12 protein-coding genes are annotated in these 13,181 nt (G+C 54.4%); 3 read left to right on the forward strand and 9 right to left on the reverse strand.

Features of this window, described 5'->3' with window-relative positions; genetic code table 11:
- Nucleotides 1-10: 10 nt before the first annotated feature.
- Nucleotides 11-2,350, reverse strand: coding sequence for a GumC family protein (locus HHL22_RS00380; RefSeq protein ID WP_169529003.1), 2,340 nt, complete (start codon nt 2,348-2,350; stop codon nt 11-13).
- A 46-nt stretch (nt 2,351-2,396) separates the two neighbouring features.
- A complete protein-coding gene (locus HHL22_RS00385) occupies nt 2,397-3,200 on the reverse strand; it encodes a polysaccharide biosynthesis/export family protein (protein WP_317172609.1) in 804 nt (267 codons plus the stop codon).
- Nucleotides 3,201-3,932: 732 nt separating this feature from the next.
- Between HHL22_RS00385 and HHL22_RS00390 the strand changes: the two genes are divergently transcribed.
- Nucleotides 3,933-5,255, forward strand: coding sequence for a flavin monoamine oxidase family protein (locus HHL22_RS00390; RefSeq protein ID WP_169529004.1), 1,323 nt, complete (start codon nt 3,933-3,935; stop codon nt 5,253-5,255).
- Between the two features lie 598 nt (nt 5,256-5,853).
- On the opposite strand, the gene HHL22_RS00395 is transcribed toward HHL22_RS00390, so the two are convergent.
- The 6 genes from HHL22_RS00395 to HHL22_RS00420 all read right to left on the reverse strand — a co-directional run bounded on the left by HHL22_RS00395 (nt 5,854) and on the right by HHL22_RS00420 (nt 8,656).
- Nucleotides 5,854-6,033, reverse strand: coding sequence for a class I SAM-dependent methyltransferase (locus HHL22_RS00395; RefSeq protein WP_169529005.1), 180 nt, complete (start codon nt 6,031-6,033; stop codon nt 5,854-5,856).
- Nucleotides 6,034-6,039: 6 nt separating this feature from the next.
- Nucleotides 6,040-6,246 carry a class I SAM-dependent methyltransferase gene (locus HHL22_RS00400; protein WP_169529006.1) on the reverse strand — a complete coding sequence of 69 codons (207 nt, stop codon included), beginning with the start codon at nt 6,244-6,246 and terminating at the stop codon, nt 6,040-6,042.
- Nucleotides 6,247-6,499: 253 nt separating this feature from the next.
- A complete protein-coding gene (locus tag HHL22_RS00405) occupies nt 6,500-7,057 on the reverse strand; it encodes a hypothetical protein (RefSeq protein WP_169529007.1) in 558 nt (185 codons plus the stop codon).
- Nucleotides 7,058-7,071: 14 nt separating this feature from the next.
- Entirely contained in the window at nt 7,072-7,584 is a 513-nt protein-coding gene (locus HHL22_RS00410; RefSeq protein WP_169529008.1) for a hypothetical protein, read from the reverse strand.
- Between the two features lie 80 nt (nt 7,585-7,664).
- The gene (locus HHL22_RS00415) at nt 7,665-8,405 is read right to left on the reverse strand and encodes a copper homeostasis protein CutC (protein WP_195809207.1); all 741 of its coding nucleotides are present in this window, start codon (nt 8,403-8,405) and stop codon (nt 7,665-7,667) included.
- 113 nt (nt 8,406-8,518) lie between these two features.
- Nucleotides 8,519-8,656 carry a hypothetical protein gene (locus HHL22_RS00420; RefSeq protein ID WP_169529010.1) on the reverse strand — a complete coding sequence of 46 codons (138 nt, stop codon included), beginning with the start codon at nt 8,654-8,656 and terminating at the stop codon, nt 8,519-8,521.
- A gap of 130 nt (nt 8,657-8,786) precedes the next feature.
- Here HHL22_RS00420 and HHL22_RS00425 point away from each other — a divergent pair, with 130 nt between their 5' ends.
- Together HHL22_RS00425 and HHL22_RS00430 are read left to right on the forward strand one after the other, a co-directional pair.
- On the forward strand, nt 8,787-9,395 hold the full coding sequence (locus HHL22_RS00425) for a HupE/UreJ family protein (RefSeq protein ID WP_169529011.1): 609 nt from the start codon (nt 8,787-8,789) through the stop codon (nt 9,393-9,395).
- 206 nt (nt 9,396-9,601) lie between these two features.
- Nucleotides 9,602-12,061, forward strand: a complete 2,460-nt coding sequence (locus HHL22_RS00430; protein ID WP_169529012.1) for a M1 family metallopeptidase — start codon at nt 9,602-9,604, stop codon at nt 12,059-12,061.
- A 54-nt stretch (nt 12,062-12,115) separates the two neighbouring features.
- On the opposite strand, the gene HHL22_RS00435 is transcribed toward HHL22_RS00430, so the two are convergent.
- Complete coding sequence (locus tag HHL22_RS00435) at nt 12,116-13,099, reverse strand: alpha/beta fold hydrolase (RefSeq protein WP_169529013.1); 984 nt, start codon at nt 13,097-13,099, stop codon at nt 12,116-12,118.
- Between the last annotated feature and the right edge of the window lie 82 nt (nt 13,100-13,181).

Here is a 13,181-nt window from a genome sequence, read left to right on the forward strand (position 1 = left end):
AAGTTATATGCTAATAAAATGATTTTTTCTTTTTGCTATTATCATTTTTATATCCATATCCATATCCATAGCCATAATTACTGCCATTAATTTCTTTGGCATCATTTAATACAATCATAGGATGACTTAATGTTTTGTTTTTAAAGGTGTTTTTTAATATTGCTAATTGGCCTTTTTGAGTGTAATTATATCTAACTAAGTATATTGTTAAGTCTATTAAAGAACTTATAGTAAAGGCATCAGCTACTTGCCCTACTGGTGAGGTGTCAATAAGAATATAATCGAAGCTTGCTTTCAATTCATCAATTAAATGAGCAAACTTAGAACTCATAATTAATTCAGCAGGATTTGGAGGAATTGGTCCGGAACTTATTACAAATAAATCTGGAATCTTTTCTGATGACTTTATAATATTTTTGATGGAAATATCGTGGTCAATAAGATAATTGGTAATACCAAGTCCATTAGCTAAACCTAATTCGCGAGATATTTTAGGATTACGTAAATCCAAATCAATTAGTAAAACTTTTTTCCCAGTCAGCACTAAGCTAGCGCCTAAATTGATGCTAAAGAAAGTTTTTCCCTCCCCACTTACACTTGAAGTTATTAACGTGACTAACGGTTCCTTACCAATAGCTGCATAGTTCAAATTAGTACGCACTAAGCGAAACATTTCTGAAATTGGACTACGAGTTCCAGGAGATATGGCTAATATATCTTTTGCGTCATTATGAGCAATTTCACCAAGTATGGGAATTGACGTTATATTAGATACATCTTGCTGTGTCTGAACTTTATTATTTAATAGACTGGCAAAATATATTCCTGCGAAGGGCATTCCTAAGCCTAATAATAATGACATCAAATAGATAGTTTGGGTATTAGGACTAATTGGAAAATCACCGCCCATAGCTGGATCGAGTACACGAGCTACGGAGGCAGTAGCAGCTAATGTTAAAGCTGTTTCTTCACGTTTTTGTAGCAAATATGAATATATATTCTGCTTTATTAGTTTCTGTCGGTTTATTTCTAGCAATTCACGCTCCATTGCTGGCACTCGTTTAACCTTTGATTGAAATTGGCCGGAACTTGCTTGCAGATTGCTACGAGTAATTTGCAAAGCGTTTTTTATATTTCGTAGATTTTCTAGAATATTAACTCGTAAATCTGCCAGTTGCTGATTAATATTCTGAACAAGTATGTTATCCGGCTCGGTGGTGCGTAGCATCCGCTCTCGCTCCATCTGTAGCTCATTAAATTTTCCTATTAAGGCTACTAATGTTTCATTAGTAATGCCAAGCGTGCTGGGTACTGTTGAGTATCTGCTAGCGCTTTTATCTAAGTAATTTTCTAGTGATTCTAATACTTCAATTTGTATTGCTAGCCCTGAAAGTTGAGTATTATAATTACTTGCTTGAGCGGTGTATTCTGTTGCCTGTGCACTTATATCAGTTAGGCCATTAACACTTTTATATTTTTCTACTACTTTTTCAACGCCGGATAAATCAGTAGTTAAATATTGTAGGCGTTCATTCAGGAATTTTAGCGTGTTATCTGTCATTAAGTTTTTATCCTCAACAGCCTCTCTATTATAAACACTCATCAGCTTATTGAGAATATCTTTCGCCTTCGCTGGTATTGGGTCTGTGAGACTTAGAAGTAGGATGCTGGCGTTCTTATTGACAGGTTGTACTCCAAGAGCATGATTATAGTAATCAGCTATTTGCTTTATGTTCTGAAAACGTACAATTATTTTAGTGCTTGTATTGCTGCTCGCAATAGCTGGTACCACGGTAAAGACACCATATGATTTACTTATCTCTTCACCAAATTTATAAATCTTAGTACGTCCGCCGTCAGTTAATTCAAAGCTATTGTTAGGCTTTAATTTAATTATGAAACTATTACCTGCTGCAGTAGAGTCTATTTTGCCCGGCAGTATTTTTATCGGTAATGAATTTCCATAAATTTCTTTGTCTTTAATTTTGCCCTCAATATAGTAACTTGTCACTAAACCTAATTCTTTGACCACTCTGGTCATAAGGCTTTTAGACTTAATTACTTCTATTTCATTATCGATGTTTTTGGTTGACTTAGCTACACCTAAATCATTTAAAGCATCAGCGTTAGATAATTCTTGGCCGCTTTTATCATCTTTAAGTAAAAGAGTGCTGTATACGTTATACTGTGGAACAGCATAGTATTTTAAGTATAAATAGGCAACAGTTAATGAAATAGTGGCTCCAAGCAAAAATAAATACCAATAACGGATGTACCTTAGTAAAATACGTTTAATATCTACCAAATTAGATTGTTCTGGTGCTAATGGAAAAAGCTCATCATTCGTCATGATTATATCTATTTATTGAGTTTGAAACTACGTTGGTGATAATTAATCAACGACGAATAATAATTACTGATAAAAGGCTTATTAAAGAAATCACAGTAGTAATAATTGGTAGGTATACTACAGCATTTCCAGTTTGTATAGATTTAGCCTTCACGGGCTCTACATAAACAACGTCATTTTGTTGCAAATAAAAATATTGCGAATTGAGAATATTTTTGCTGGTTAAATCAAGTCGGGCAGCAGTACGTTTTCCTCCGCTTTCCCTAATAATTAAGATATTTTCTCTTTTGCCGTATACCGTTAAATCACCAGCTAAACCTAGGGCCTCTATTATATTTATACTTTCGCTAGGGATTGTGAGAGTAGATGGACGATTTACCTCACCGACAACTGTAATTCTAAAATTTAAAAATCTGATATTTACTATTGGATTTTTAACAGTCTTTTTTATTTCCGACACCATTTTTTCAGTCGCCTCCTCTTTAGTTAAGCCACCCAGAATGACACTTCCTAAAACAGGAAAATTTATTGCTCCATCCTTATCTACAAGATAGCCATCACTAACTCGTCCAGTAGTTCCAGTAATTCCTCCACTACCTGCTGATTGTAATACCCCATTATTAAACAATATGTTAGATTCTGGGTTTAAGCTGCTAACGGTAATGCTTAATAAGTCATCTGGTTGAATTCTGGGTGTAACTTTATTCTTAATTTCCTCTGTATAACTAGCTGTTTCCTTCAAATCGCTGAAGTAAACTATATTTCTATTAGGAACACAAGAACCAGCTAGTAATAGAAACACAAATTGTAAAAATTTGCCTTTTATTGTATTTGTAATGGTTGTCTTCACAGTTCAGGTTTGAGAGTTATGTTTAAATCTTTTTATCAGTAAGAATTTCTCTGAAGCACTATTTTTATACACTTGTGTCAGCGACTTGATTAGTTATCAGTTGCTGAATAGGTTAAATTTAGATTTTTCGGTTAAGTAGGTTGTGTTATCTTGCATCAACAAAAGATTATGTGATGCGCTCACCTCACCGGCCGCTAAGATAAGGGTTAAACTAGTATAATGATTGGTATGGTCAAGTAAAGATTGTTTTCTTAATAGAATACGTACTTTATCTTGTATTCCTTTTATAAAGAATAAGAAACTGTTATGTCTGCAGCTCGCTGGGTGCTGGTAGTAATTAATAGTCGATAGTGTATAATAAGTTCGAGCTATATGTCTGATAAACAAAATATTGCGTATAAAATATAGGCTTTGGGTGGGCGCAAAGACCTTACTTTATGTTGTATTGTACAGCTTAGCGTAGATAAGTAAGCAGTTTGACTTGGTGGTGTGAATTGGCTAATATATAGCTTGATGCTTGATTTCTTTGCCTTTTGATATACTAGGAAGGAATGCGTTATTGGTGCAATACTGATTTGAAGATAAACATATACTGTCGTATAGTTATGACTTATGTGGTTATCAACTAGTTGCGCTTACTTTGGTTGTTCTGCTTTTAGCGCAGCAGATTAGTTTATATCTTTAATATAGTATAATTATAATATTTAATATACAGGTTCTAAAGACCCCTCAATGGTTATCGATAGAAGCACCGTTTATTCCACCGAAGTATTAGTTCTTGGTGCAGGGGCGGCGGGACTGCTGGCTGCCCGCGAGTTGGCCCGCGCTGGCCGGCAAGTATGCATAGTAGAAGCTCGCGACCGGGTAGGCGGACGTGTGCACACCCTTACGCCACCTGGCTTTAGCCGAGCTATTGAGGCTGGGGCCGAATTTATGCATGGCGCAGTGCCTCTTACCCGCGTGCTACTCGGCGAAGCCGGCCTAGAATGGCAGGCGGCCGATGGGCAAACTTACCTAGTGCAAGATGGCCAGCTGCAACCCGATGCCGATTTTTTTGCTCAGTTGCCACCACTGCTAGAAAAGCTGCGGGCGCTACCCCACGATATGCCACTGGCTGATTTTTTAACCCAAGAGTTTGCGGGGCCGGCGCACGCTGCACTGCGAACTTTTGCCACGCAGTTTGCAGAGGGGTACGATGCAGCTGATGCTACCCGCGTGAGCGCCTGGGCCTTGCGCGATGAGTGGGCGACGGGCGACGCCGACGATTCACCGCGGCCGCTAGGGGGCTACGGGCCATTGCTGCATTGGCTGGCAGCGCAGGCGCGGGCAGCCGGGGCAGTGCTGCACTTGGCTACGCCCATTCAGAAAATCGATTGGCAGTCGGGAGAGGCAACGCTGCTTGCCACTACGGGTGCCACCTATCGCGCCCGGCAAATACTGTGCACGGTGCCGCTGGGAGTATGGCAGCTAGGGCCTCATCAGCCGGGCTACCTTCGTTTTGTGCCCGAGCTAGCCGCGCACCGAGCTGCCGCCGCGCAACTGGGCTTCGGGTCGGTTATCAAGATTGTGCTGGAGTTTCGTACTGCATTCTGGCATGGGCGGCTGCCGGAGCTGGAATTTTTGCTATCCGACGCGCCAGTGCCTACCTGGTGGAGCCAGTTGCCGGCTGCCACGCCGCAACTCACGGGCTGGCTGGCCGGACCGGCGGCGCAGCAGTTAGCTATGGCCTCGGACGATGAGATACTACGCCGCGCCTTGGAATCGCTGAGCTACGTGCTGGCCGTGACGCCCAAGGCATTGGAAGCACAGCTATGCGCGCACTACGTGTGCAATTGGGGCTGCGACCCCTATGCCCAGGGCGCGTACTCGTATCCCACCGTAGGAGCTAGCGCGGCCCGGGCGGCCCTAGGGGCTTCCGTGGCTAGCACGCTCTTTTTTGCTGGCGAGGGCGTTTACGAAGGGCCAGCCGCCGGCACGGTAGAAGCCGCGTTAGTAAGCGGCCAGCAAGCTGCCCGCGCCATGCTGGCTAGCTGGCCAGCACTGGCCTTAAGGTAGTAAAAAGCACCAGGCTCCTGGCGGGGCACGTCCAGAAGCCAGCACTTTTAGTCATAAATAGGTCCTAAGGGTAAACGGCAAATAAAGGCACCGGCGCACTGCCGCATTCAGCTTGGCCACTACTACGCCAGCCCGGACCAGTTGGCCATTAAACGCTGCTAAAAGCCTAGGCAGCGTAAGTCAAACCGTCGGTGGTGAGTTTACAAAGTTCTGGTGTGCTGACTGCGCCGCGCAGAATTGATAGCTTAAGCTTCTAAGCCTTCTTCGCTACCATCACTAGCGCCCCGAATGGTAGCGAGAGCTAACCTGCCACCGTTAGGGTGCGAGTCGGGTAAATAGCGTTTCTTAAAAGCCAGGCGAGTGGGCTCGTTGGCTTGGCGCATGGCGGCTACTACCGGGGCGGCCACCTCCAGCATATTTCGCCAGTAGCTCTCAGGGCTGTCAAACTCGACGGCGCTTCGCAGCTCGGTTTCGCGAATGTTTGGAAGCCCGCTTGCGCTAGCAGGCCCGGCTGGGCGCGGCGAAACATGCCAGGCGCCAGGGGTGCGGGGGTTGGCAGCAGCAAGTGGGCGCCAACGCTACCCATCCTAGTCGTTATCTAGAGGTTGTGGGGTGGGGCCGACCACACGCTGGTGGCCAGCCGGCCGCCGGGCTTCAGTACCCGGTACATTTCCTGAGTGGCCAGCAGCATATCGGGAAAAAATAGGAAACCCATGCGGCAGCTAACGGCGTCGAACTGCTGGTTGGGGAAGGGTAGAGCGCAGGCATCACTGGTCACGGTGTTCTAGTTGGCAAGGCCTTGGCGCGCGGCGTTTTCCTGGGCGATAGCCAGCATGCCCGCCGAAAGGTCGAAACCCGTAATGTGGCCCCAGGGCGCCAGCCGGGCTAGGCTCAGGTTGGGCTCGCCGGTGGCCACGTCCAGCACCTGGTCGGTGGGTTGAAGGCGCAGGGCTTCAATGATGGCCGTGCCTATTGGCCGCAGAAAATACATTGTCCAGGCATCCCATTTTTTTCTAGCCCGGCGAAAACGCATCCCAAGTTTGCTGGTGCTGGTTGCGCAGGTGAGCGAGGGTAGCTTCTATAAAGTCAGGAAATAAAAGGCGGCCAGAATGCGAGCCTGGCGCGGCCGTTGGTGCCGCGCTGGGCCCGTACTATTCCAGCATAGCTAGCCCTAGGCCCTAGCCAGATGTAAGCTGTAAGAGCTTGCTAGTCAGGCGCTATTTGCTGGCTCCGGCTTGGACAAGCTACTGGCTGCGAAGGGCGCTGGCCTGCTCGCGGGCGCGCTGCTGGGCAATGGCTTGGCGCAGCAGCGCGGCTTCGGCAAAATGGCGCTCGCTCAGGAGGTTGCGGTAGCGGGCGGGCAGGGGCGTGCCCGTCGCGTAGGCCCGGTCGAGGGCCAGCAGGTGGCTTTTGTTGAAGCGGTTAGCGTGCACGACGAAGCCGACCAGCGTACCTACTAGGATGGCGCTACCCAGCGGGGGCGAAATGGCCTCGCTGGCCACGTGCCGCTGGCCGTACTGGTCGGTGGTAGAAAGGGGCAGGGCGAGCGAGATGCCCACAATAAACGGGATGGTGTAGAGAAAACCCGCATAGCGACGCTTGCGAAACAGCGAGAGCAGCGCCCCGGTGGTATCGGCCCCACTACGGGCGCTGGGCTCGTAGCGCGGCAAATACCAGTTGTTGAACACCAGCACGGCCCCCGAGTCGGCCGGGGCGGCGCCTAAGGGTGGGAGAGCGGGGGTTTGGGCGGCAAGCGGCAAGCTGAGCAGCAGAGCCAATAGCGTATAAAGCAGCGAACGCATACTATAAGGAGCGCTTACGGCGCCGGCTTGACGGTTACTGCCTTATACTTGACGATGGGCGCCGCGAAAAAGCGAGGCTTCAGCTTGCGGCGCAGGGCGCGGGGCAGGGGCTGGCCGGCGGCGTAGTTGGTAAGCACCGTTTGGAGGTGGGCGTTGCTGTAGTGCAGCAGCTTGGCCAGGCCGTAGCCTGCCAGGGGCGTGGCGATTAAGAAAGCCCCGCCCAGGTTGCCGCTGCCATCCGGGCCGGTCGTGTAGTAGGGGCTGTTGCCGGGGTTACTGGTGCTGCCGGTGCCTAGGCCCAGGCGCAGGGCCGAGAGGGTGGCGCCCACCATCCAGCTGACGCCGCCCGCCTGCCGCCGGCTATAGAGCGTGATAATGGCCTGCGCAGTATCGTTGTGCAGGTACTGCCCCCGCAGGCGCTGCTTTAGCTGCTGCGAAGCCAGGCTTTCATCGGTAATAGGGTTTTGCGCGGCCACCGGGCGCAGGCCCAGGCTTAGCAGTAAAAGCACGAGTAGATATTTTAGCATAGTAGTGAAAAGCGTTGGTTAAAAAATTGAAATTTAAGCTATTAAAATAAGGAAGGGCGATTTAAGTGTAGCTGTTGAGGCTATAGCTGCTGGGCGGCCGGGGCGTCGTCGCCCGCCGCCAGCAAGCGACCAAGCTGGCCTACCAGGGTGGCGTCGGTTTCCCAGCGCTCGGTTTGAAACAGGGAGGGGGCTAGGGGCGCTGGCAGCGGCCGCCGAGCGCTGGCGTGAAACTCGCGGGCGCTGGTGTGGGCCAGTAGGGTAGGCAGCGTGGCGGGCGTAATGCCCGCGCCGGGCATGAGACTTAGGCGCCCGGCCGCCTGCTGCCCTAGGGCCGCCAGGGTGGCTTGCCCGGCCAGCGCCGTGGGCTGGCCCCCGGAAGTAAGCAGCCGCTGGCAGCCGGTGGCCACCACGGCTTCCAGGGCCGTGGGCAGGTCGGAGCAGTCGTCGAAGGCGCGGTGGAAGGTGACGGGCAGCGGCTGCGCCAGCTGCGCCAGGGTGCGGGTGCGCGCCACATCCACCTGATTGCCAGAAGTGAGCACGCCCAGCACTACACCATCGCAGCCTGAGTCTTTGCAGGCCTGGATGTCAGCTTGCATAATAGCCAATTCGTGGGCGTCGTAAACGAAGTTGCCAGGCCGCGGGCGAATTAGCACAAAAACCGGAATGGTTAGCAGTGCCCGCACCTGGCGCAGTAGGCCCAGCGAGGGCGTGATGCCGCCCTGCTCCAGGTTTTGGCACAGCTCGATGCGGTGGGCGCCGCCCGCCTGGGCGGCCAGGGCCGACTGCACGGAGCCGGCGCAAATCTCTAGTTGGTAGCTCATGGCCACGAAGTAAGCCTAGGCAGTACAGTAAGCCCGTAAATGGATGTTGTGAGCAGCCACTGGCCGCAAATGAGTATCAGCCGGCAGCTCCGGCCCGGCGGGCGAAGCGAGGCCTAAGCCCCCGGCTGGGCGATAGTGCCCGCCGGCGCGGCGGTGGCCATGGTAACGAAGAGCGTAGTTTGCGCAGCGGTGCCCGGAAAATACTTGTTACGAAATAGGACTGCGGGAAGAATAATAAGAACGTGACGCATCTAACTAAGTGGATAAGGGCATAAGAGTCCGCAAGCTAGTGCGCCCAGGCGATAACCACAACCGTGAGGGCACTGGCTGCGGCGCCGGGCCTGGGGGCACTTCCTGCGCAGTCGTGTTTATTTGCGGTTAATGTCCACGTTCACCACCTACTTGCAGCTGGGTTTCTGGCACATTTGCAGCTGGCAGGCCACCGACCACCTCACGTTTCTGCTGGCCCTGTGCGCGCCCTACGTGCTGGCCGATTGGCGGCGCGTGGTGGCCTTGGTTACGAGCTTTACCCTAGGACACTCCCTCACGCTGGCCCTGGCCACGCTTCGCGTGGTGCGCATCAACGTGGCGCTGGTAGAAGCCCTCATTCCGGTCACCATTCTGCTCACGGCGCTGGTCAATATGTACCGGGCGGGGCCGCCGCGGCGCGAGGCGCGGGCCCGGCCCACCGGCGCGGTGGTGTGGGCGGCGCCCAACCTGCTGGCGGCCGGCTTCGGGCTGATTCACGGCCTAGGGTTTTCGAGCTACCTGCGCGAGTTGCTGGGCCGCGAAAGCCGCCCGGTGCTGGAGCTGCTTTCCTTCAACCTGGGCGTGGAGCTAGGGCAGCTGCTGGTGGTGAGCGCGATACTGCTGCTGGGTTGGCTGCTGCTACGGGGCCTAGGGGTGGCGCGGCGCGACTGGGTGCTGACGGTGAGCGGCGCGGCGCTGGGCGTGTCGGCGCTGCTACTGCTGCAACTAGCGGCGGGGTAGGAGGGAAGAATGTAGAAATGTGAAAATGTGAAGAATGGAAGATTGATGTGCAAGGGCAGGGCATAAGGCTGGTCTTGGTTTTTCCTCATCCTGTACATTTCCACATTCTCTACATTTCTCACATTTTCCATATTCCCTTCCTCGCGCAACTTTGCTGTAATTTCGCTGACTTTCCTACTGGCTCTTTAATTACTCCTACTTACCTCATGCGCATTTCGCTACTCGCCGCCGGGCTGGGGCTGTTGCTGGCTCCCTTAGCGGGCCAGGCTCAGAACACTAATTCCGGCACTGACAAGTTTGCCCAGCTCGGCCCCGAGCTGCCCACGCCTAACGAGTACCGCACCGCTAGCGGCGCGCCGGGGCCCAAGTACTGGCAGCAGCGCGCCGACTACAACATCCGCGTGAGCCTCGACGACCAGAAGCAGGCCATTACGGGCGCCGAAACGATTACCTACACCAACCTCTCGCCCGACGTGCTGCCCTACCTGTGGGTGCAGCTCGACCAGAACATTCTGGCCAAGAACTCGATGACGGCGGCCACCCAGGTGGGGGCCATTCCGACCGCCGGCCCGGCGGCCGGGCGCTTGTCGTTTCAGGAGTTGGATAGCCAGCTGGCGGTGCAGGAGTTTGACGGCGGCTACAAGATTGCGACCGTGACCGACGCCGGCGGCCGGCCCCTGAAGTACACCATCAACCACACCATGATGCGCGTGGACTTGCCCACGCCGCTGCGGCCGGGCCAGAAGGTGGCCTTCGGGGTGAAGTGGAGCTACAACATCAACGACCAGCTGAAAATCAGCGAGCGCAGCGGTTACGAGTACTTCCCGCAGGACAAGAACTACCTCTACGAAATCGCGCAGTTTTACCCCCGCATGGCGGTGTACTCCGACGCCGTGGGCTGGCAGAACAAGCAGTTTTTGGGCAACGGCGAGTTTACGCTGCCCTTCGGCAACTACCGCGTGAGCATCACCGCCCCGGCCGACCACGTGGTGGGCGCCACCGGCGTGCTCCAAAACCCCGACCAGGTGCTCACGAGCGCCCAGCGCCAGCGCCTAGCCCAGGCCCGCGGCGCCAAGAAGCCGGTGCTCATCGTGAGCCAGGACGAGGCCGTGAAGAACGAAAGCAGCCGCGCCACCGGCACCAAAACCTGGACTTTCGCCGCCCAAAATGTGCGCGACTTCGCCTGGTGCTCCTCGCGCAAGTTCATTTGGGATGCCATGGGCATTACGGAAGAAGGCAAGCCGGTGCTGTGCATGAGCTACTACCCCAAGGAGGGCAACCCGCTGTGGGGCCAGTACTCGACGCAGGTGGTGGCCCACACCATCAAGACGTACTCGCACTTCACCATCCCCTACGAGTACCCGGTGGCCATTTCGGTGCACGGGCCGGTGGGCGGCATGGAATACCCCATGATTTGCTTTAACGGCGGGCGCCCCGAGAAGGATGGTACCTACTCGCAGGACCGGAAGTACGGCATGATTTCGGTGATTATTCACGAAGTCGGCCACAACTTCTTCCCCATGATTGTGAACTCCGACGAGCGCCAGTGGACTTGGATGGACGAGGGCCTGAACTCGTTTGTGCAGTTCTTGACCGAGCAGGCCTGGGAGCGCAACTACCCCAGCCGCCGCGGCGAGCCGCGCAACATGGTGGACTACATGCGCACCGACAAGAGCCTGCAAACGCCCATCATGACCAACTCGGAGAGCGTGCTGCAATTTGGCAACAACGCCTACGGCAAGCCCGCCACCGCCCTCAACATCCTGCGCGAAACGGTGATGGGCCGCGAGCTGTTCGACTACGCCTTCAAAACCTACGCCCAGCGCTGGGCCTACAAGCACCCCGAGCCGGCCGACCTGTTCCGCACCATGGAAGACGCCTCGGCCGTGGACCTGGACTGGTTCTGGCGCGGCTGGTTCTACACCGTGGACCGCTGCGACATTGCGCTGGATAACGTGAAGATGTACCGCATCAACACCAAAAACCCCGGCGTGGAAAACGCCCGCATCCGCACCGAGCGCCAGGCCCAGCCCCAAACCATTACGCAGCAGCGCAACGCCAAAGACATTCCGCAGACGCTGGTAGAGCAGAACCCCGACCTCAAGGACTTCTACAACGGCTACGACCCGCTGGCCGGCTCGGCCCAGGAGCAGGCCCGCTACCAGCAGTACGTGAATACCCTCACCCCCGAGCAGCAAAAGCGCGTGGGCAGCGGCCTGAACGTGTACGAGTTGGCCCTGCGCAACGTGGGCGGCCTGGTGATGCCCGTGGTGCTGCAAATGACCTACGACGACGGCAGCCAGGAAATCCAAACCATCCCGGCCGAGCTGTGGCGCAAAAACAACGAGCAGGTGAGCAAGCTCATCCTGACGCCCAAAAACGTGGTGTCGTTCGTTATCGACCCTTACCAGCAAACGGCCGATACCGACCTTAGCAACAATGCCTTCCCGCGCCAGTCCACGCCCACGCGCTTCGAGCTGTTTCAGCAGGGCCTGGCCGGCCCCGCGCCCCAAAACCCCATGCAGCAGGCCGGCATGAGCAGCGCCGCGCCCGGCACCCCCGGCCAGCCGGCGCCCATGTCGCCCCTGCAGCGCCAGGAAAACAAGCCCAACCCCGACGGGCGCCAGCCTCGCCCGGCCAGCACCAACGGCGTGGGCGGCCGGTAGGCCCTAGGGCCCACGCCGTAAAAAAGCCCCTGCCGAATCTGGCAGGGGCTTTTTTTATGACGCTGGTAAGCTGCGCAGGAAATCCAGCAGCGCTGCCGTAACCACTTCGGGGCGCTCTTGCTGCAGCCAGTGGCCGGCGCCTGGTACGATGCGAATGGGGTGGAGCCGGGGTAAGGTGCGGGGCAAGGCAGCAATCAGCTGCTGCATCATGGGCGAGCTGTAGGAAACGTCGCGGTCGCCCACCATAAAAAGGGCGGGCACCGCTACTACCTGCCCACTAAAGGGCATTAGTAGCTCGCGGTTGCGGTCGAGGTTGCGGTAATAATTCAGGCCGCCCCGGAAACCGCTGGTGGCAAATGCTTGCGCATAGACGTCCAGGTCGGCCTCGGTAAGCCAATTGGGCAGGGTAGCTGGGTTGGGAAGCGGCGCTAGCAAGCCATCGCGGCGCGCCACCATGCCAAAGGGATTGGGCGTATCGTCGCCGGGATGGCGGGGGCCGGCCTCACCAGAGGCCGCCACTAGCACTTTGCGCAGGGTTAGGCGCACGTCGTGCTCCAGCTCTGCTTCGGCCAGGCCAAGTGGCTGAAAGTAAAGGGTGTAGAACCAGGCGTCGGGCGTTTGCGGAAATAGGGTAGTGGGCGGCGCTGGGGGCTGTGCCATGGGCGGCACGCTAAGACCTGCCACGGCCCGAAACCGGTCGGGGCGCAGCAGGGCTGCTTGCCACGCCACGCTGGCGCCCCAGTCGTGGCCTACTATTACCGCTTGCGGCTCGCCTAGGGTATCCAGCAGGTTCACCAGGTCGCCAACTAGTTGCAGCAGGTTGTATTGGTCGGGGGCGGCGGGCTGGTCGGTGGCGCCGTAGCCGCGCAGGTCGGGCGCTACTACCCGAAACCCCGCTTGGGCCAGCGCCGGCAGTTGATGCCGCCACGAGTACCAGGTTTCGGGAAAGCCGTGGCAGAGCACCACCAAGGGCCCCTCGCCCTGCTCAGCTACGTGCATGCGGAGGCCGGGCAGGTCATAGGTTTCATGTGTAAGCATGGGCGGAAAAGGAAAAACGAGTTGAGTAGTAAAAGCCAGCTACCAAGCTAATGGTTACGAAACGGATGAGTTTGGGCGGCAA

Source organism: Hymenobacter polaris (genome assembly GCF_012927305.1).
Lineage (GTDB): Bacteria > Bacteroidota > Bacteroidia > Cytophagales > Hymenobacteraceae > Hymenobacter > Hymenobacter polaris.

Bases quoted from the DNA above. Each gene is read 5' to 3' on its own strand.
- HHL22_RS00380 (WP_169529003.1), bottom strand. From the start codon at position 2,350: ATGACGAATGATGAGCTTTTTCCATTAGCACCAGAACAATCTAATTTG.
- HHL22_RS00390 (WP_169529004.1), top strand. From the start codon at position 3,933: ATGGTTATCGATAGAAGCACCGTTTATTCCACCGAAGTATTAGTTCTT.
- HHL22_RS00400 (WP_169529006.1), bottom strand. From the start codon at position 6,246: ATGTATTTTCTGCGGCCAATAGGCACGGCCATCATTGAAGCCCTGCGC.
- HHL22_RS00405 (WP_169529007.1), bottom strand. From the start codon at position 7,057: ATGCGTTCGCTGCTTTATACGCTATTGGCTCTGCTGCTCAGCTTGCCG.
- HHL22_RS00410 (WP_169529008.1), bottom strand. From the start codon at position 7,584: ATGCTAAAATATCTACTCGTGCTTTTACTGCTAAGCCTGGGCCTGCGC.
- HHL22_RS00415 (WP_195809207.1), bottom strand. From the start codon at position 8,405: ATGAGCTACCAACTAGAGATTTGCGCCGGCTCCGTGCAGTCGGCCCTG.
- HHL22_RS00420 (WP_169529010.1), bottom strand. From the start codon at position 8,656: ATGCGTCACGTTCTTATTATTCTTCCCGCAGTCCTATTTCGTAACAAG.
- HHL22_RS00425 (WP_169529011.1), top strand. From the start codon at position 8,787: ATGTCCACGTTCACCACCTACTTGCAGCTGGGTTTCTGGCACATTTGC.
- HHL22_RS00430 (WP_169529012.1), top strand. From the start codon at position 9,602: ATGCGCATTTCGCTACTCGCCGCCGGGCTGGGGCTGTTGCTGGCTCCC.
- HHL22_RS00435 (WP_169529013.1), bottom strand. From the start codon at position 13,099: ATGCTTACACATGAAACCTATGACCTGCCCGGCCTCCGCATGCACGTA.